Consider the following 19,233-nt stretch of genomic DNA (forward strand, 5'->3'; position numbering starts at 1 on the left):
TCAAAAGCCCGCCACACCTCGCCCATCCCACCGCGACCCAGCAACTCGATCAACCGGTAACGACCAAACGGCGTCCCGTCCACGCCAACCTCCCTCTGCTGCCTGCAACCCTATGAGTCCGACAGCCGAATGGCCGATGATTCCCCTGAATCGACCGCAACGGTGTGCCATTAGGCTGGGTCCGATGTCTGACCTGCGCTCCGTCCTGCTGCTGTGCTGGCGTGATACCGGGCACCCGCAGGGCGGCGGCAGCGAGACCTACCTGCAGCGCATCGGCGCCCACCTGGCCGGGACCGACGGCATGCGTGTCACCCTGCGCACCGCCCGCTACCCGGGCGCGCCGCGCCACGAGATCGTCGACGGCGTGCACATCAACCGGGCCGGCGGGCGCTACACCGTGTACATCTGGGCGATGCTGGCGATGGCTCTGGCCAGGGTCGGCCTGGGACCGTTGCGGCGGGTGCGTCCCGACGTGGTGGTCGACACCCAGAACGGGCTGCCGTTCCTGGCTCGGCTGCTGTACGGGCGACGCGTGGTGGTGCTGGTGCACCACTGCCACCGCGAGCAGTGGCCGGTCGCCGGGCCGGTGCTGTCCCGGGTGGGGTGGTTCGTGGAGTCGACGTTGTCCCCGCTGCTGAACCGGCGCAACCAGTACGTGACGGTGTCGCTGCCGTCGGCGCGGGATCTGGTCGCACTCGGCGTGGACAGCGACCGGATCGCCGTGGTGCGCAACGGTCTGGACGAGGCTCCGGAGCCGACGCTGGCGGCTCCGCGGGCGCCCGCCCCGCGCGTGGTGGTGCTGTCCAGGCTGGTGCCGCACAAGCAGATCGAGGACGCGCTGGAGGCGGTCGCGCAGTTGCGGTCCCGGATCCCGGGGCTGCACCTGGACGTGGTCGGCGGCGGCTGGTGGCGGCAACGCCTCGTCGACCACGTGCACCGGCTCGGCATCGCCGAGGCGGTCACCTTCCACGGCCATGTCGACGACGCGGCAAAACACCGGCTGCTGCAGCGTGCATGGGTGCACGTGTTGCCGTCGCGCAAGGAGGGCTGGGGTCTGGCGGTGGTCGAGGCCGGCCGGCACGGCGTGCCCACCATCGGTTACCGCGCCTCCGGCGGTCTGTCCGACTCGATCATCGACGGGGTCACCGGCATCCTGGTCGATGACCGTGCCGGGTTGGTGGACGGGCTCGAAGAGCTGCTGCGCGACCCGGTGCTGCGCGATCAGCTGGGTGCGAAGGCCCAGGCGCGCAGCATGGAGTTCTCGTGGGAGCAGAGCGCCGCAGCGATGCGCGTGGTGCTGTCCGCTGTGCAGGCCGGTGAGCGCTGCGGCGGCCTCATCTAGCTGGCTGCGGTGGCGAGTTCGCCGGCGCGTGGTGCGGGTGCCGCCGACCGGGCGCTACGGGAGTTGATCGAATACCACGTCCCCAGCACAATGCACAGCGCCGCGGGCACCAGCATCGCGAACCCGCCGATCCGTGCGCCGATCATGATTCCGGCCGCCCCGCCGACCAGGAAGAGCAGCAGGGTCACCGAGAGGACCGCGGCCTTCCACTTCTCGATGCCGTCCCGGTGGATGCGTCCCAGCATCAGCCCGAGGTCGGTGACCGTGCCGGTGAAGTGGGTGGTGCGGACCGCCATCCCGCGGAAGCTCGAGGTCAGTCCGTTCTGCATGCCCAGTGCCGCGGCGGCGAAGAAAGCCTGTACGACGGGCTGTTCGACGCCCAGGGCCGCGATCGCAGCCTTGAGCGGGGTGTCTTCGACGCCGAAGGCGGCAATGAGCAGCAGTACCGCCTCTGCGGTCAGGACCGCCGCCAGGTGTGGGCCCCTGGGGTGCTGGTTGCGTCCCAGGACGGCGCCGGCTGCGATCGCACCGATCCAGAACCCGATCAGGATCGCGGCCAGCAGATGGCCTTCGTAGAGCCACGGGTTGGCGGTGGTCATACCCAGTTGAGTGGTCACTCCGGTCAGGTTGCCGACCGGAAAGGCAAGGATCGAAATGGCCACAGCGTTGACGAAGCCGGCGATGAAGGCCAGCGATCCGCTGTAGCCGAGCAGCGCCCGCGGGGTGGCCAGCGGGGCGTCGTCGTGCAGTTGGTCGGTGTTGGTCATCGGAAGGTTCGCTTTCAGCGTCTGGTTCCGGCATGGGCGGGGCCGCAGCGCCCCTGATATGAAGGATATATAGCGAAAAATTCTTCATCAATAGATCTTCGTATGAGTCTGGCAAGAATGACGCTGCCGCGTGCCGCGCTATCTTTCGATCGGCTGAATTGGCGAAGTAATTTACGCGAAAAGCCAGCGTCACTATGATCAGAGATGTGGCCACTGTCGAGACACCTCAGGACATCGAGCCGCCGGGCTCGATGCGTGGCTGGACGTTCCTCACCAACCACGGCCACGTGCTGCTGTGTGTTTCCGCCGGTGGATCGCTGACCGCCCGGGAGTTGTCGCTGCGGATCGGCATCACCGAGCGGTCCGTGCAGACCATCCTGGCCGATCTGACGGACGAGGGGTACCTGATCAAGTCCAAGGTCGGTCGCCGCAACGTCTACACCCTGAACCCGGCGGGCCGGCTACGGCACCCGTTGGAAGCCAGTCACACCGTGGGCGAACTCATTCAGGCGCTGTCCTGATCGGTCGTCGCCGCAGGCACGCCGCACCCACTCCGCCGATCAGCAACATCGCCAGCCACGCCAGATGCGCGGCGACCACTGCCCCCCGGCGCGACCCGGACATCCCGGGGGCGTCGCCGCCGATCCGGTACAACGCCAGCTCGCCGTCCCGGTAGGCCGGCGTCAGCCGCGCCGTGGTGCGGGCAGCAGCACCCATGTCCCCGGCACTGTCGGATTCCACGACCAGCCAGGCCACCCCAGCGGACGCGAGGGCCGACGGTTCCGGCCCGGACAGCAGCAGTTGCTGTACCTGCCGGGCGTGGTCTCCCTCGCCGGGCACCGTGACCCCGGAAATCAGCAGGTCACCGGTGGTCAGCACGTCAGCGCGCACCCAGCGGGGCAGCGGGTCGAGCACCGGTGCCGGACCCGACCAGGAGAAGCGCCGCATGGTGCCGGCCGGCAGCACCGCAACCGGTCCCGGCTGCGCGTCGATCCGCGCGGCCACCGCGGCCCAGCCGGGCGGGTAACGCACCGGCGTCACCGTGTCCCAGACACCCCAGGCCAGGTCGGGCAGCGCCAGCACCAGCGTCAGGCAGCACCCCAACGCCGTCGCCGCGGGCGCCATTCGGCGCTGCAGCGTCAACACCGCCCCCGCGCCGGCCAGGGCGTACCCCGGCATGGCCAGGGCCACCCATTTCTGCCCGTCGCGCAGCACCCCCAGCGGGGGAACCGCCTCGACCACGGTCCGCAGCAGATGCAGCCCCGGGCCGGTGGCCAGCAGGGTCGGCACCAGCACCGCCACACCGGCCAGCACCAATAGCGGCCGCACCGCCGGCCGGCGCACCACCGCCGGCAACCCGGTCGCCACCACGCCCAGCAGCACCGCCGTGGATACCAGCGCGAAAAGCGTTGTCCGCGAAGCAGGTACGGCTGCGCCGTTCCAGATCCCGCCCAGGCCGGCCAGGCTGAGCAGGGTGCCCAGCCCCGGCTCGGCCCGCGCCGCGAACACGTCGACCCCGACCGCGTCGGCGGCGCCGGACGACGTCCCCAGCAGCGCCGCCGTCAGCCACGGCAGCGCGCCCACCACCGCGCAGCCCAGTGCGGCGACCCCGCACCGCCACCGCGGGCGGCCCGATCCCGGCGCCGCCGCGCACACCAGCGCCACCGTTGCGGCCAACAGCAGACCCGTCGGCGTCAGACCCGCCACACCGACCCAGCCGGCCAGCGCGAAAAAGCCGCGCCGGCCACCCGCCACCCGCAACTCCAGCATCGTCGCGGCCACCCACGGCAGACAGCCGTAGCCGAGCAGCAGGCTCCAATGGCCCTGCAGCAACCGCTCCGCCACGTAGGGGTTCCACACCGCCAGCGTGCCGGCCACCAGGCCGCCGGCCGTCCCGGACTCCGGCAGCACCACCTCGGCCAGTCGCGCCGCACCCCACCCCGCCAGCCACAACCCGAGCAGCAGCAGGACCTTGACCAGCAGCCCGCCGTCGACGACGCCGGACGCCAGCGCCAGCGCAAAGTCCTGCGGGGTGGCGCGCGGGGCCGCCGTCAACCCCAGTGCGGCGTCGGACAGGTACGAGCGGGGGGTGGAGACGGCATCGCGCAGCAACAGGTAGCCGGGCCCCAGGATCGGCGCCACCACCAGCAACGCCAGTACCAACGTGTACGCCGGCCGGACCAAACCGGCCCGCACGGCGATTAGCTCCGTTCGGGCGGGCCCGGCGGTGGCGGGTCGGTCGGGCCGGGTTCGGTCGAGGGCGCTTCACCGGACGGCGGCTTGGGTGGCGGGTCCCCGGCCGGCGGCGGATCACCGGGCGGTTCCGGTCGTTGCGCCGGTATCTTCTCCGTCTCGGCTTCGGCGCCGGGAACCGGCGGCTCCAGGCCGGCGCGCCGCAGGAAATCGGTGTCGTCGCGGTCCAGGCCGGGATCGGTCAACGCGCTCTCGGTGCGCAGGCTGAACGACGCCAGCACCGCGCCGCCGAGCAGCGCGATCAACCCGATCGCGGTGAACGTGATCGGCAGCACCCGCGACCACAGCGCCAGTCGATCGCGCTCGTCGCGCGCCGAATTGACCTGGGACTCCACCGTTTCCGGGGTGGACGTGATCTTGTAGTCGACCAGCGTCACCTCGGGCTTGAGCGCGTCGCGGGCGTAGTAGTGGTGCGCCTGATCGGTTTGCTTGACGATGGTGCCGGACACCGGGTCCACCCAGAACACCCGCTTAGCGGTGTAGTAGCGGGTCATGGTGATCTGCTCAGCCGGATCGCCGGGCAGGCCCCACATTCCGGCGCTGGTGGTGATCTTGCGGTCCTCTTCGCCGGCGTACAGCGACGGGTAGGCGATGGGAGCCACCACCTTGCCTTCGGAGTTGACGCCGACGGTCTGGGTGAACCGGTAGGCGGTCAGCCCGTTGACGTCTTCCTCGCCGTCGAAGTTGGCGTCGAACGCCTTCTGCGCGATCGGGTCGAAGTAGGGGTAGGTCTTGCGTTCGGTGTTGAACGGGAAGCGGTAGGACAGGCCTTCGTGGCGCAGCGGGATCGGCGTCGGCGGGCTTTCGTCGCCCAGTCCGCGCGGCTTCTGCACCGACCCGCCCGGGTGGGAGTCGTCGGCGACGGCAAGGGCGGTCCGGCGGTTGAGGGTGACGTTGTCGACGATGGCCAGCAGCAGTCCGCTGTCCTTCTGCCGGTCACTGCGCCGCAGCGACGAGCCGACCTGCAAGGTGACCACCTGGGCGTTGGCCGGCAGCTCGACACTTACCTGCTGCTGGGACACCAGCGGCACATTCTGGTTGACCACGACGTGGTCGGTCGACAGCGACTCGGGGTTCAGCGCCGTGCCGCTGCCCTCGCTGTTCAGCGTGGCGTCGATGTTGAGCGGAACCTTGGCGACCCGGCTGCTGGTGTAGGTCGACAGCAGCAGCGCGGCGATCAGCAGGGCGGCCCCGAGGCCGATGGTGCCGCATGCGGCGATACGCAACATGACTGCTCGGTTCACGTTGCAGTGACCTCCTCTAGGTCCAAGTTTCGCAAGCAGTGCAGCAGACTGGTCTGACCCTACCCCGATGGTCGGCGAGGACGCGCAGGCAGACTGTGATCGTGACCGACTCGCAGCAGGTGGGTGGCACCCGCAGCTTCCTGCCCGCCGTCGAAGGGATGCGTGCCTGCGCGGCCATGGGGGTGGTGGTCACCCACGTCGCCTTCCAGACCGGACATTCCAGCGGCGTGGACGGACGGCTGTTCGGCCGGTTCGACCTGGCCGTCGCGGTGTTCTTCGCGTTGTCGGGGTTCCTGTTGTGGCGCGCCCACGCCGCGGCCGCCCGCAACCTGACGCCGCGGCCACGCACCGGTCACTACCTGCGTTCGCGGGCGGTCCGCATCATGCCGGCCTATCTGGTGGCGGTGGTGGTGATCCTGACGCTGCTGCCGGACTCCAACCACGCGAGCCTGACAGTGTGGCTGGCCAATCTGACGCTCACCCAGATCTACGTGCCGTTGACGCTGACCGGCGGGCTGACCCAGATGTGGAGCCTGTCGGTGGAGGTCGCTTTCTACCTGGCGCTGCCCATCCTGGCGCTGCTGGCCCGCCGGATTCGGCCCGGTGCGCGCCTGCCGGTGATCGCCGCCGTCGGCGTGCTCAGCTGGGGCTGGGGGTGGTTGCCGCTGGAGGCACTGGGCCGGGGGCCGGGTGCCAACCCGCTGAACTGGCCGCCGGCCTACTTTTCCTGGTTCGCTGCGGGGATGGTGCTGGCCGAGTTGGTGCACAGCCCGGTCGGCCGGGTGCACCGGCTGGCCCGACGTCGCGTCCTGATGGCGGTGATCGCGCTGGCCGCCTACCTGGTTGCGGCCTCCCCGCTGGCCGGTCCGGCCGGGCTGGTGACCAGCACCGCCACCGAGTTCTCGGTGAAGACGGCGATGGGCGCGGTGGTGGCGTTCGCGTTGGTGGCGCCGCTGGTGCTGGACCGGCCGGACACGCCGCACCGGCTGCTCGGCAGCACCTTCATGGTCACCCTGGGCCGCTGGTCCTACGGCCTGTTCATCTGGCATCTGGCCGCACTCGACATGGTGTTCCCGGTGATCGGCGCGTTCGCGTTCTCCGGACACATGCCGACGGTGCTGGCCCTGACCCTGCTGTTCGGCACCGCGATAGCCGCGGTGAGTTACGCCCTGGTCGAGTCGCCCTGTCGGGAAGCGTTGCGCCGGTGGGAGAAACGCGAAAAACCGGCACCGGACGTCGACTCCGAGGCGGACGCCGTCGCGCCGTGACCCGCTAGGCGGGGTTGATGTTGATCACCAGCGCGGTGATGTTGTCGGGGCCGCCGCCGTCGCGGGCCGCCGCGATCAACGACGCGCAGGCATAACCGGGTGCGGGGTTCTCGTCCAGAATCCGGCCCAGTTCGGGCTCCTTGACCACGCCGTGCAGGCCGTCGCTGCACAGCAGGATCCGGTCGCCGACCCGCAACTCCAGCGCGCTGGAGTCGGCGCGCGCCGGCGGCTTCATTCCCATATATTTGGTCACCACACTGCGGGCTTTGTGCCGGCCGGTGTCGGCTGCGTCCACCTGATGGGCGTCGACCAGCGCCTGGACCAGGGTGTGATCGCGGGTCAGCCGCTGCAACTGACCGTCGCGGCGCAGATAGGCGCGGCTGTCGCCGAGGTGGGCCACCAGCGCCCGCGGGCCCGCGATGACCACGGTCACCAGCGTGCTGTTGGCGCCCTGGTAACGCGCATCGTCCTGCGATTTGGCGTGCAGGTCGTCGGAGAGTTCGGAGACCGCGCGGCCCAGTCGTTCCGGTGCATCGGGTTCGCCGCGGTGTTCGGGTGGGAGGTGATGCGCGACGTAGTTGGGCAGTACCTCGACCATCGTCTGGGCAGCCAGGGCGCCGTCGCGGCTGCCTCCCACACCGTCGGCCACCATGAACAGGAACTGATCGGCGTCGGCCCCCCAGCGGTCCTGATTGTCGCTTCGTACGCAGCCGACGTCGCTGAGCGCAGAGTATTCCAGGGCGTACATGGGTCTAAGTCTGCAACCACGCGCCCACGACGTCACGCACCGCGGCCCGACGCGCCCTTTCCGCGTCGTCCCCCGGCGACCGGCGCCTCACTGGTAGCCACCCTGGCGATCGAAGATGCGGCGCGGATTGTCCACCAGCATGGTCTGCAGTTGTTCGTCGGTGACCCCGCGCTCCTTGAGCGCCGGGATGACGTCGTTGTGGATGTGCAGGTAGTGCCAGTTCGGGGCAGCGACCGAGAGCATGTCGTCGGGCAGCGCGTCGAAGTAACAGTTGGCGTCGTGGGAGAGCACCATCTTGTCGGCGTGGCCGCGCTCGCACATCGTCGCCACGATGTCGACGCGCTCCTCGAACGGCAGGATCACGTCGATGCCGAACCGGTCCATGCCCAGATAGGAGCCGGCGGAGATCAGTTCTTCGAGATAGCCCACGTCGGTGCTGTCGCCCGAATGTCCGATGATCACCCGGCTCAGGTCCACGCCTTCTTCTTCGAAGATGCGTTGCTGTTCCAGCCCGCGGCGCAGGCCTGCGTGGGTGTGGGTGGAGATCGGCACCCCGGTGCGCTTGTGCGCCTGGGCGACCGCGCGCAACACCCGCTCGACGCCCGGGGTGATGCCGGGTTCGTCGGTGGCGCACTTGAGGATTCCGGCTTTGATGCCGGTGTCGGCGATGCCCTGCTCGATGTCGCGGACGAACATGTCGACCATCACGTCCGGGCCGTCCAGCATGGTGCCCGGGCCGGTGTAATGGAAGCAGAACGGCACGTCGTTGTAGGTGTAGAGGCCGGTCGCGACGACGATGTTCAGCTCGATTTCGGCGGCGACGCGGGCGATGCGCGGGATGTAACGGCCCAGCCCCACCACCGTCAGGTCGACGATGGTGTCCACGCCGCGCGACTTGAGTTCGTTGAGCCGGGCCACCGCGTCGGCCACCCGTTGGTCCTCGTCGCCCCAGGCTTCGGGGTAGTTCAGGGCGATCTCGGTGGTCATGATGAACACGTGCTCGTGCATGAGTGTGACCCCGAGGTCCCCGGTGTCGATGGTTCCGCGGGCGGTATTGAGTTCTGACACGCCACTGATGCTAGGTCGATCGGTAGTCAGTTGACAGTGCCGATCTCGGCGACTCCGGCCTCGGCCACCGGCCGGTTGCAGTACCGTCTAGCCGTCCTGACCCGTCCGCGCTGGGAGTCACCCGCATGCTGCTCAACCCCAACCACCTGCAACGCAAGTACCCCGACGCCCGGTCGGCCGAGATCATGCAGGCCACCGTGGACTTCTTCGAGAACCGCGGTAAGGCCAAGCTCAAGCAGGACGCCCACGACCGCACCTGGTACACCGACTTCCTGGACCACATCGCCAAGCACCGCATCTTCGCGTCGCTGCTGACCCCGGCCCAGTACGGTGCCGACGATTGCCGTTGGGACACCTACCGGATCAGCGAGTTCGCCGAGATCATCGGCTTCTACGGGCTGAGCTACTGGTACCCGTTCCAGGTGACCGCGCTGGGGCTGGGCCCGATCTGGATGAGCGACAACGAGGACGCCAAGCGCAAGGCCGCCGCCCAGCTGGAACAGGGTGAGGTGTTCGCCTTCGGCCTGTCGGAGCAGGCGCACGGTGCCGACGTCTACCAGACCGACATGATCCTGACCCCGGCCGAGCACGGGTGGGTCGCCAACGGCGAGAAGTACTACATCGGCAACGCCAACGTGGCGCGCATGGTGTCCACTTTCGGCAAGATCGACGAGTCCGACGAGTACGTGTTCTTCGCCGCCGACTCGCAGGACGACCGCTACGAGTGCAAGAAGAACGTGGTGAATTCGCAGAACTACGTGGCGAACTACGCCCTGCACGACTACCCCGTCACCGAGGCCGACCTGCTGCACCGGGGAATGGGCGCCTTCCACGCCGCGCTGAACACGGTCAACGTCTGCAAGTACAACCTGGGCTGGGGCTCGGTCGGCATGTGCACCCACGCCTTCTACGAAGCCATCACGCACGCCGCCAACCGGCACCTCTACGGGTCGGTGGTGACCGACTTCAGCCATGTGCGACGGCTGCTCACCGACGCCTACGCCCGGCTGGTCGCGATGCGGCTGGTCTGCACCCGCGCCTCGGACTACATGCGCAGTGCTGCCGCCGACGATCGCCGCTACCTGCTGTACAGCCCGCTGACCAAGGCCAAGGTGACCAGTGAGGGCGAGCGGGTGGTCACCGCGCTGTTCGACGTCATCGCGGCCAAGGGTGTGGAGAAGGACACGTTCTTCGAGACCGTGGCCCAGGAGATCGGCATGCTCCCCCGACTGGAGGGCACCGTGCACATCAACATCGGGCTGCTGGCCAAGTTCATGCCCAACTTCCTGTTCGCCCCGGACGCCTCGCTGCCGCTGATCGGCCGGCGCGACGACGACGCCGACGACACGTTCCTGTTCAATCAGGGACCCACCGGCGGTCTGGGCAAGGTGCGCTTCCACGACTGGCGCGCAGCGTTCGACGCCTACGCCCGGGTCCCCAATGTCGCGCTGCTGCGCGAGCAGGTCGAGGTGCTCGCCGAGATGCTGGCGGCGGCGACGCCGGATGCCGCACAGCAGAAGGACATCGACTTCGCGTTCGGGGTGGGCCAGATCTTCGCGCTGGTGCCCTACGGGCAATTGATCCTCGAGGAGGCGTCGTTGTCGGGGGTGGACGATGCCCTGCTCGACGAGATCTTCGGACTGCTGGTGCGCGACTTCAACAGCTACGCAGTCGAACTCAACGACAAAGCCGCCACCACCGACGCGCAGGCGGACTTCGCGCTGCGGATGATCCGCCGACCCGCCAACGATCAGGCGCGCTACGACAAGGTGTGGAACGAGTTCGTGCTGCCGCTCAACGGCGCTTACGAAATGCGCCCCTGACGCTTCTCCCCTGCGGTGCGAGCGTCACGCTGGCGTGACGCTCGCTGCGCTCCGCCACGCTGGCGTGACGCTCGCTGCGCTCCGCCACGCTGGCGTGACGCTCGGCGGGTGCCCCGGCTCTCACGGGTGCCTGGCTTCCCGCTGGGCCCTTGCGCGTCACGCTGGCGTGACGCTCGCCACCCGCCGTCACGCTAGCGTGACGCTCAGCGGGTGCCCCCGGCTCTCACGGGTGCCCGGCTTCCCGCTGGGCCCTTGCGCGTCACGCTGGCGTGACGCTCGCTGCCCGCCGCCACGCTAGCGTGACGCTCGGCGGCACCCGACCCACCCAGGACGAGCGCTAGCCTTGACTGTGAAACACGTCACAGCCAAAATGACCACTGGTCATACCGAACAGGAGGCCGCATGCCGACCGTCACCTGGGCTCGCGTCGACCCCGCGCGACGCGCGGCCGTCATCGAAGCCGCCGAGGCCGAATTCGGTGCACACGGCTTCTCCAACGGCAGCCTGAACGTGATCGCCCGGCGCGCCGGTGTCGCCAAGGGCAGCCTCTTCCAGTACTTCGCGGACAAGCGCGACCTCTATGCCTTCATCGCCGACGTAGCCAGCCAGCGGGTACGCGCCTACGTCGAGGGCGTCATCCGCGACCTGGACCCCAGCCGACCGTTCTTCGAATTCCTCACCGAGTTGCTCGACGCCTGGGTCGCCTACTACGCCGAACATCCCCGGGAACGCTCGCTGCACGCCGCGGCCACCCTGGAGGTCGATACCGACGCCCGCATCAGCGTGCGCAACGTGATCCACCGCCACTACCTGGAAGTGCTGCGCCCGCTGGTGGCCGAGGCGCTCAAGCGCGGTGACCTGCGCGCCGACGCCGACACCGACGCCCTGCTGTCACTGCTGCTGATGATCTTCCCGCACCTGGCGCTGGCGCCCTACATGCGCGGCCTGGACCCGGTCCTCGGCCTGGACGAGCCCACGCCCGAGCAGCCGGCACTGGCGGTGCGCCGACTGGTCGCCGTCTTGGCCGCCGCGTTCTGCCCGGCCCCAGCCCCAGCCCCAGTCCGATCAGAGGAGTTCACATGACCCGCACCCGATCCGGTTCGCTGGCCGCCGGTGGCCTGAACTGGGCCAGCCTGCCGCTCAAGCTGTTCGCCGGCGGCAACGCCAAGTTCTGGAATCCGGCCGACATCGACTTCTCCCGCGACCGGGCGGACTGGGAACGGCTGACCGACACCGAACGCGACTACGCCACCCGGTTGTGCGCCCAGTTCATCGCCGGAGAGGAAGCGGTCACCGAGGACATCCAGCCGTTCATGGCCGCGATGCGCGCCGAGGGACGCCTCGGCGACGAGATGTATCTGACACAGTTCGCGTTCGAGGAGGCCAAGCACACCCAGGTGTTCCGGATGTGGCTGGACGCGGTCGGGATGACCGACGATCTGCACGGTTACCTCGACGAGCTGCCCACCTACCGCCGGATCTTCTACGACGAGCTGCCCGACTGCCTGCACGCACTCACCTCGGATCCCTCACCGGCTGCGCAGGTGCGGGCCTCGGTCACCTACAACCACATCGTCGAGGGGATGCTTGCCCTGACGGGGTATTTCGCCTGGCACAAGATCTGCGTGGAACGCGCCATCCTGCCCGGCATGCAGCAGCTGATCCGCCACATCGGCGACGACGAGCGCCGCCACATGGCGTGGGGCACCTTCACCTGCCGTCGCCACGTCGCCGCCGACGACGCGAACTGGGCGGTGTTCGAATCGCGGATGAACGAGCTGATCCCGCTGGCGCTGCAACTCACCGAGGACGGCTTCGCCCTGTACGGCGACCCGGCGCCCTTCGATCTGTCCCGGGACGAGTTTCTGCAGTACTCCACCGACAAAGGCATGCGCCGGTTCGGCACCATCAGCAGCGCCCGCGGCCGTCCGCTGGGCGAGATCGACCTCGACTACTCGCCGGTGCAGCTCGAAGACGACTTCGCCGACGAGGACCGCCGCGCGCTGGCCGCCGTCTGAAGCGGCCCCGGGGCCTCAGCCCACCCAGACCGTCTTGGCGTTGACGAACTCCCGGATGCCCAACCCTGCCAGCTCGCGGCCGTAGCCCGACCGCTTGATCCCGCCGAAGCCGAGCTCAGGGTAGGACACCGTCATTCCGTTGATGAACACCTGGCCGGCTTCGATGTCGTCGATGAAGCGCTGCTGCTCGGCTTCGTCGTTGGTCCAGGCGTTGGATCCGAGCCCGAACGTGGTGGCGTCGGCGATCTCGATGGCTTCGTCGATGTCCTTGGCGCGGTACATCGACGCCACCGGGCCGAACACCTCCTCGGTGTACAGCGCCATGTCCTTGGTGATGTCGGTGATCACCGTCGGCGGGTAGAACCATCCCGGCCGGTCGGGCTTCTCCCCGCCGAGGCGGACCTTCGCCCCGGCCTTGACGGCGGCGTCGACCTGCTCGGCGATCTCGTCGCGACCTGACTCGGTGGCCAGCGGCCCCACGTCGGTGTCCGGGTCGGTGGGGTCGCCGACCTTCAGTTCCCGCATGTGTTCGACGAACTTGTCCACGAACGCGTCGTAGATGTCGGTGTGCACGATGAAGCGCTTGGCCGCGATGCAGGACTGACCGTTGTTCTGCACCCGCGCCTTGACCGCGGTCTTGGCGGCCTCGTCGACGTCGGCCGACGGCATCACGATGAACGGGTCGCTGCCGCCGAGTTCCAGCACGGTCGGCTTGATCTCGTCACCACAGATGGCGGCGACGGACTGACCGGCGGGTTCACTGCCGGTGAGGGTGGCCGCCACCACCCGGGGATCGCGCAGGATGCGCTCGATGGCGCTCGACGAGATCAGCAGCGTCTGGAAGCAGCCGTCCGGGAACCCGCCGCGGGAAATGACGTCGGCCAGATACAGCGCCGACTGCGGCACGTTCGACGCGTGCTTGAGGATCCCGACGTTGCCGGCCATCAGCGCCGGGGCCGCGAACCGGACCGCCTGCCAGAGCGGGAAGTTCCACGGCATGATCGCCAGCACCACCCCGAGCGGCTGGTACCGCACGTAGGCCTGCTTCGCCCCGACCTTCGAAGCCTCGGCCGGCTCGTCGGCGAGCAGCTTCTCCGCGTTCTCGGCGTAGTAGCGAAAACCCTTGGCGCACTTGAGTGTTTCGGCTTTAGCCGAGGCCAGCGTCTTGCCCATCTCCAGGGTCATCATCGCCGCGACGTCGTCGGCCTCCTTCTCCAGCAGGTCGGCGGTGGCGTTGGCCCACTCGGCGCGCTGGGCGAAGGTGGTCGAATGGCGGTAGTCCAGGAACCGCTCGTGCGCGCGCGCGATGGCTGCGTCGACGTCGTCGTCGCTGGCCGGGTCGAAGGTCTTGACGGTCTCCCCGGTGGCCGGGTTGATGGTGGCGATGGGCACGCTGAATCCTTCGTCTGGTGGGTACTTGAGGAACGTCCTGTATCTAGCCTGCCACTAATGTGTCGGGAGAAGACCGTAGGAGGTCCAGCGGATGAGTACGCCGGCCGAGTTGATCGTGAAATGCCTGGAGAACGAGGGCGTCGAGTTCGTTTTCGGGATACCCGGTGAAGAGAACATCCGGTTGATCAAAGCGCTGGCCGCCTCCGACATCCGCTACGTGCTGACCCGGCACGAGCAGGCGGCGGCGTTCATGGCGGAGATGTACGGCCGGGTCACCGGGCGCGCGGGCGTCGTATCCGCCACGCTGGGGCCGGGGGCGATCAACATGCAACTCGGCGTCGCCGACGCCACCACCAACAGCACCCCGGTGGTGGCCATCTCGGCGCAGGTCGGTCAGGACCGTGAATATAAGGAGTCGCACCAGTACGTCGACCTGGTGTCGATGTACGCCCCGATCACCCGGTGGGCCGCCGACATTCCCACCGCCAAGGCCGTCCCGGAGATGGTGCGCAAAGCATTCAAGCTCGCCGAGACCGAACGGCCCGCCGCGGTCTACCTCGCGGTGCCTGAGCACATCGACACCGACGAAGACGACTACGAGCTGAAGCCGTTGCCGCGCAACGTCGTGCGTGCCGACGCGCCGGCCGCGCGGCAGGTCGCCCGTGCCGTCGACATCCTGCGCAACGCCCAGCGGCCGGTGGTGCTCGCCGGGCACGGTGCCGCCCGCAGCGAGGCGTCGAAGGCGCTGATCCGATTGTCCGAGGAACTCGGCGTACCGGTGGCCAACTCCTTCCACGGCAAGGGTGTGATGCCCGACGACCACCCCAACAGCATCGGCACGCTGGGATTCATGACGCACGACTACGTCAACTTCGGTTTCGACAACGCCGACGTGGTGATAGCGGTTGGCTACGAGTTGCAGGAGTTCGACCCGGTGCGGATCAATCCGCAGGCCGACAAGAAGATCATTCACATCCACCGTTTCCCGGCCGAGGTGGACGTGCACTACTCGGTCGACGTCGGAATCATCGGTGATATCAACGAATCCCTCAACGCGCTGACCGACGCGCTGGACGGTCACCGCTTCGGCGAAGGCGCCGAGATCCCCGGCTCGGGTCTGTTGGCCGAGGAATTCGCCCGCGGCCAACAGGATTCGCGGTATCCGCTGGCGCCGCAGCGCATCGTGGCCGACACCCGAGAGGCGCTGGGCCGCGACGACGTGGTGCTGGTGGACACCGGTGCCACCAAGATGTGGATGGCCCGGTTGTATCCAACCTTCGAGCGCAACACCTGCCTCATCTCTAATGGCCTGTCCACCATGGGATTTGCGCTGCCCGGCGCGCTCGGGGTGAAGCTGGCCCGGCCGGAGGCGAAGGTGCTGGCCGTGGTGGGTGACGGCGCGTTCCTGATGAACTCCCAGGAGATCGAAACCGCGGTGCGGGAGAATATTCCGCTGGTGGTGCTGATCTGGGACGACGGCGGTTACGGCCTGATCGAGTGGAAGATGGACCTTGAACTCGGCGAGCACCACCACATCTCGTTCGGCAACCCGGACGTGGTGAAGTACGCGGAAAGCTTTGGCGCCAAAGGATATCGGATCGAGAGTGCCGACGAACTGCTGCCCACGCTGCGGGCGGCACTGGATGACGACGGGGTGACCATCATCTCCTGTCCGGTCGACTACTCGGAGAACCTGCGGCTTACCGACCGGCTGGGGGAGTTGGACGAAACGCTGTGAGCTCACCCGTGGTCGAATAGATCCGTGCTGTTCCGCCAGCTGGAGTACTTCGTCGCCCTTGCCCATGAGCGGCATTTCGCGCGAGCCGCGGCCGCCTGTTTCGTCTCGCAGCCGGCGCTGTCGGAATCCATCCGCAAGCTGGAGCAAGAGCTCAAGGTCCCACTGGTCCGGCGCGGGCAGAAGTTCGAAGGTCTCACTCCCGAAGGTGAGCGGCTGGTGCACTGGGCCAGACGCATCCTGGCCGACCGGGATGCGCTGCAACAGGAAGTCACCGCCCTGCAGACCGGCCTCAGCGGTGAACTCCGGCTCGGGGTGGTCCCGGCCGCCGCGACCACCGTTGCGCTGCTCACCGATCCGTTCTGTACCGCCCATCCACTGGTACGGGTACAGCTGGAGACGAATCTGCGATCGGCCGGGATCATCGACCGGATTCGTCAGTTCGAGCTCGACGCAGGCATCGTCTATCCCGATCAGCACGACGCCGACGACCTGCTGTTCACTCCGCTGTACCGGGAGGAGGAGGTGCTGCTAGTCGGCGCGGATCTGCTGCCCGGCACGACCGGCACCGTCAGCTGGCCGGCGGCGCTGGGGCTGCCCCTGTGTCTGCTCAGCAAGGGCATGCGGGGCCGGCGGCTCATTGACGACGCACTGGCCACCAAGGACCTGGTGATCACGCCGCAACTCGAGACCGACTCGGTCGGCGCGCTGTTCGCCCACGTCGCCACCGGGCGCTGGGCCAGCATCGTGCCACACACCTGGGTGGACGCCCTCGGTCCGCCGGCCGGCGCCACCGTGTTGCGTCTGGAGGAGCCGTCGGTGACCGCCCTGATCGCACTCGTCACCAACGCGGCCGAGCCTGGCTCACCGCTCACCCGCGCGCTGGTCCAGATGGCGCACTCCATCGCCCCGCCGCTCTGATCGGTCGCGCCTATCGGTTGTTCGGAACCACGTCTTGGACACGCGCTGCACCGCACCGCGAGACTGAAATCAGTTCAAACGCAAGCGAGGAGAGTCCGATGGCCAAGTGTGTGATGGTGCTGTACCCCGACCCGGTCGACGGCTACCCGCCGGCCTACGCCCGCGACAGCATTCCCAAGATCCACAGCTACCCCGGCGGCAGCACCGTGCCCACGCCGTCGAAAATCGACTTCACCCCGGGCGCATTGCTCGGCTGCGTCTCGGGCGCGCTGGGTCTGCGCGAGTTCTTCGAATCGGGCGGACACCAGCTGGTGGTGACGTCGGACAAGGACGGCCCCGAGTTCGAACGTGAACTGGCCGACGCCGATATCGTTATCTCCCAACCATTTTGGCCCGCATACCTGACCGCGGAACGGATCGCCAAGGCGCCCGAGCTGAAGCTGGCATTGACCGCCGGCATCGGTTCGGACCACGTCGACCTCGACCTGGCCCAGGAGCGCGGCATCACCGTCGCCGAGGTGACCTACAGCAACAGCATCAGCGTCGCCGAGCACGCCGTCATGCAGATCCTGGCGTTGGTACGCAACTTCGTGCCGTCGCACCGCTGGGCCGCCGACGGCGGCTGGAACATCGCCGATTGTGTCCAGCGCGCCTATGACCTGGAGGGCATGGACGTCGGCGTCATCGCCGCCGGCCGGATCGGGCGGGCCGTGTTGCGCCGGCTGGCCCCGTTCGACGTCAACCTGCACTACACCGACACCCGCCGGCTGCCGGCCGAAGTGGAGACCGAGCTCAACCTCACCTTCCATCCCGACGTGCAGTCGCTGGTCAAAGCGGTCGACGTGGTGTCGGTGCACTCGCCGCTGTACGCGGACACCCGCGCGATGTTCGACGAGCAGTTGCTGTCCTCGATGCGGCGCGGCTCTTACATCGTCAACACCGCGCGCGCCGAAGAAACGGTGCCCGAAGCGATTGTGGCGGCCTTGGAAAGCGGCCAGCTGGCGGGTTACGCCGGCGACGTCTGGTTCCCGCAGCCGCCGCCGGCCGACCACCCCTGGCGCACCATGCCGAACAATGCGATGACGCCGCACGTTTCCGGCACCACCCTGTCGGCGCAGGCGCGCTATGCCGCGGGCACCCGGGAGATCCTCGAGTGCTGGTTCGACGGCAGGCCGATCCGTCCCGACTACCTGATCGTCGAGGGCGGGAAACTGGCCGGCACCGGGGCACTCTCGTATCAGAAGTCCGGCAGTGACGTCGGCGGCACGTAACTGCCGATCAGGGACCGATGCCACCACGCGTGCTCCCGGCGCAACTCGGCGGGCGTGGTGAAGCGGTACTCGTAGAGCAGCGCCCGCACATACCGGGGCGGTGCATCCGGAAAAGGATTGTGCCGCAACAACCGCAGCGTCGCGGCATCGTTACGTAGCAGCCGGTGTAGGAACGGCGTCATCCAGGCCAGCGCATAACCCGGCGATATCGCCGCGAACCACATCAGCCAGTCCAGTCGCAGATGATACGGCGCGAACTGGCGTGGCAGCCGGCGCAATCCGGTGGGTTTGCCCTTGAATTCGTACTCCTGCCAGACGGTCTGGCCGGTGACGTCCGGCTCCCGGGTGCCTTCGATCACCACCTCCCGACGGGTGCGGCAGATGCTGCCGAACGCGCCGTAGGTGTTGCCCAGGTGAAACATATTGAAGGACACGTTCATTCGCTGCCGGGGTGACAACATGTTGCGCGCCGGCCAGTAGCTCAGACACACCATCACCGCCGCGAACGCGACCACCACGACCACGAACCACCCCGGCGGTCGCGGCGTGGACGACACCGCGGACACCTCGACCGCGCTGAACGCCAGGAATATCGTCAGCCAGTTGAGCCAGGCGAAGTTACCGGACAGCACCAACCACAGTTGGGTGCCGATGATGGTCGCCGCGGCGATGCCGGCCACCGGTTGCGGTGCGAACAACCCGAACGGCACCACCAGTTGGGCAAAGTGGTTGCCGGCCACTTCGATTCGATGTAGCGGCTTGGGCAGGTGGTGGAATAACCAGCTCAACGGTCCGGGCATCGGCTGGGTCTCGTGGTGGTAGTACAGGCAGGTGAGATCCCGCCAGCAGGAGTCGCCGCGCAGCTTGATCAAACCGGCGCCGAACTCGACCCGGAACAGCAGCCAGCGCACCAGCAGCAGGGTCAGCAGCGGCGGCGCCATCAGTTCGCCGCCGAGAAACACCATCAGGAAACCGGCCTCCAAAAGCAGTGATTCCCAACCGAATCCGTACCAGACCTGGCCGACGTTGACGATCGACAGGTACAGCACCCACAGCAGCAGCCAGGTCAGCATCCCGGCCCACAGCGGCACCACCCGCGTCAGTCCGCAGACCACGGCCGCCGCCAGTACCGCGCCCAGCCGGCACACTCCGGTGAACAGCCGGTCCGAATACCGGAACTGAAAGATGCTGGGCGCCTGCCAGAATGGCCGCCGGGCCAGGTATCCAGGCACCGGGAGCATCCCATCCGCGCCGATGAGCGGTCGGAACTGCCGCGCGGCGGCGACGAACGCGATGACATAGATCAGCGCCACCCCCCGCTGCAGCACCGCGGTGCCCAGCCAGTATCCGGGTGCCGAAAACCATTCCATGGCGGTGTCCAGT

The 19,233-nt window shown here is 68.2% G+C and carries 16 protein-coding genes; 9 read left to right on the top strand and 7 right to left on the bottom strand.

What is annotated here, in order from left to right; all coding sequences use genetic code 11:
- Positions 1-184: 184 nt before the first annotated feature.
- The gene (locus ACZYZ9_RS23890) at positions 185-1,342 is read left to right on the top strand and encodes a glycosyltransferase family 4 protein (protein WP_463828657.1); all 1,158 of its coding nucleotides are present in this window, start codon (positions 185-187) and stop codon (positions 1,340-1,342) included.
- On the opposite strand, the gene ACZYZ9_RS23895 is transcribed toward ACZYZ9_RS23890, so the two are convergent.
- Positions 1,339-2,109 (bottom strand): YoaK family protein, encoded by a 771-nt coding sequence (locus ACZYZ9_RS23895; RefSeq protein ID WP_463828658.1) that lies wholly within the window; start codon positions 2,107-2,109, stop codon positions 1,339-1,341. The two genes, ACZYZ9_RS23890 and ACZYZ9_RS23895, sit on opposite strands and share 4 nt — an antisense overlap.
- A 194-nt stretch (positions 2,110-2,303) precedes the next feature.
- On the opposite strand from ACZYZ9_RS23895, the gene ACZYZ9_RS23900 reads away from it, so the two are divergent.
- Positions 2,304-2,630, top strand: a complete 327-nt coding sequence (locus ACZYZ9_RS23900) for a helix-turn-helix transcriptional regulator (protein WP_463828659.1) — start codon at positions 2,304-2,306, stop codon at positions 2,628-2,630.
- Here the strand turns inward: ACZYZ9_RS23900 and ACZYZ9_RS23905 are convergent.
- Entirely contained in the window at positions 2,611-4,305 is a 1,695-nt protein-coding gene (locus ACZYZ9_RS23905; protein ID WP_463828660.1) for an MmpA family trehalose lipid delivery protein, read from the bottom strand. The two genes, ACZYZ9_RS23900 and ACZYZ9_RS23905, sit on opposite strands and share 20 nt — an antisense overlap.
- 5 nt (positions 4,306-4,310) lie before the next feature.
- Positions 4,311-5,606 carry a cell envelope lipid trafficking protein PgfA gene (gene pgfA, locus ACZYZ9_RS23910; RefSeq protein WP_463828661.1) on the bottom strand — a complete coding sequence of 432 codons (1,296 nt, stop codon included), beginning with the start codon at positions 5,604-5,606 and terminating at the stop codon, positions 4,311-4,313.
- A 95-nt stretch (positions 5,607-5,701) separates the two neighbouring features.
- Between pgfA and ACZYZ9_RS23915 the strand changes: the two genes are divergently transcribed.
- The gene (locus tag ACZYZ9_RS23915) at positions 5,702-6,874 is read left to right on the top strand and encodes an acyltransferase family protein (protein ID WP_463828662.1); all 1,173 of its coding nucleotides are present in this window, start codon (positions 5,702-5,704) and stop codon (positions 6,872-6,874) included.
- A gap of 4 nt (positions 6,875-6,878) precedes the next feature.
- On the opposite strand, the gene ACZYZ9_RS23920 is transcribed toward ACZYZ9_RS23915, so the two are convergent.
- Both ACZYZ9_RS23920 and ACZYZ9_RS23925 read right to left on the bottom strand, forming a co-directional pair.
- Positions 6,879-7,622, bottom strand: a complete 744-nt coding sequence (locus ACZYZ9_RS23920; protein WP_463828663.1) for a PP2C family protein-serine/threonine phosphatase — start codon at positions 7,620-7,622, stop codon at positions 6,879-6,881.
- Positions 7,623-7,709: 87 nt separating this feature from the next.
- Positions 7,710-8,690, bottom strand: coding sequence for a phosphotriesterase family protein (locus ACZYZ9_RS23925; RefSeq protein ID WP_463828664.1), 981 nt, complete (start codon positions 8,688-8,690; stop codon positions 7,710-7,712).
- 125 nt (positions 8,691-8,815) lie between these two features.
- Here ACZYZ9_RS23925 and ACZYZ9_RS23930 point away from each other — a divergent pair, with 125 nt between their 5' ends.
- From ACZYZ9_RS23930 to ACZYZ9_RS23940, 3 genes are all read left to right on the top strand, one after another.
- Positions 8,816-10,513: an acyl-CoA dehydrogenase gene (locus tag ACZYZ9_RS23930; RefSeq protein ID WP_463828665.1), complete on the top strand. Its 1,698-nt coding sequence runs from the start codon at positions 8,816-8,818 to the stop codon at positions 10,511-10,513.
- A gap of 402 nt (positions 10,514-10,915) precedes the next feature.
- Positions 10,916-11,596 carry a TetR/AcrR family transcriptional regulator gene (locus ACZYZ9_RS23935; protein WP_463828666.1) on the top strand — a complete coding sequence of 227 codons (681 nt, stop codon included), beginning with the start codon at positions 10,916-10,918 and terminating at the stop codon, positions 11,594-11,596.
- A complete protein-coding gene (locus tag ACZYZ9_RS23940; RefSeq protein WP_463828667.1) occupies positions 11,593-12,531 on the top strand; it encodes a R2-like ligand-binding oxidase in 939 nt (312 codons plus the stop codon). Before ACZYZ9_RS23935 ends, ACZYZ9_RS23940 begins: the two co-directional genes overlap by 4 nt.
- 15 nt (positions 12,532-12,546) lie before the next feature.
- Here ACZYZ9_RS23940 and ACZYZ9_RS23945 read toward each other — a convergent pair whose 3' ends face one another.
- Complete coding sequence (locus ACZYZ9_RS23945) at positions 12,547-13,923, bottom strand: NADP-dependent succinic semialdehyde dehydrogenase (RefSeq protein ID WP_463828668.1); 1,377 nt, start codon at positions 13,921-13,923, stop codon at positions 12,547-12,549.
- A 91-nt stretch (positions 13,924-14,014) separates the two neighbouring features.
- Between ACZYZ9_RS23945 and ACZYZ9_RS23950 the strand changes: the two genes are divergently transcribed.
- From ACZYZ9_RS23950 to ACZYZ9_RS23960, 3 genes are all read left to right on the top strand, one after another.
- On the top strand, positions 14,015-15,661 hold the full coding sequence (locus ACZYZ9_RS23950; RefSeq protein ID WP_463828669.1) for an acetolactate synthase large subunit: 1,647 nt from the start codon (positions 14,015-14,017) through the stop codon (positions 15,659-15,661).
- A 24-nt stretch (positions 15,662-15,685) separates the two neighbouring features.
- Positions 15,686-16,579 (top strand): LysR family transcriptional regulator, encoded by an 894-nt coding sequence (locus ACZYZ9_RS23955; RefSeq protein WP_463828670.1) that lies wholly within the window; start codon positions 15,686-15,688, stop codon positions 16,577-16,579.
- Between the two features lie 98 nt (positions 16,580-16,677).
- Entirely contained in the window at positions 16,678-17,850 is a 1,173-nt protein-coding gene (locus ACZYZ9_RS23960) for an NAD-dependent formate dehydrogenase (protein WP_463828671.1), read from the top strand.
- Here the strand turns inward: ACZYZ9_RS23960 and ACZYZ9_RS23965 are convergent.
- Complete coding sequence (locus ACZYZ9_RS23965) at positions 17,817-19,220, bottom strand: lipase maturation factor family protein (protein WP_463828672.1); 1,404 nt, start codon at positions 19,218-19,220, stop codon at positions 17,817-17,819. The genes ACZYZ9_RS23960 and ACZYZ9_RS23965 overlap by 34 nt on opposite strands.
- Positions 19,221-19,233: the final 13 nt, after the last annotated feature.

The sequence above is a fragment of the Mycobacterium sp. IDUB_28 genome (genome assembly GCF_055419285.1).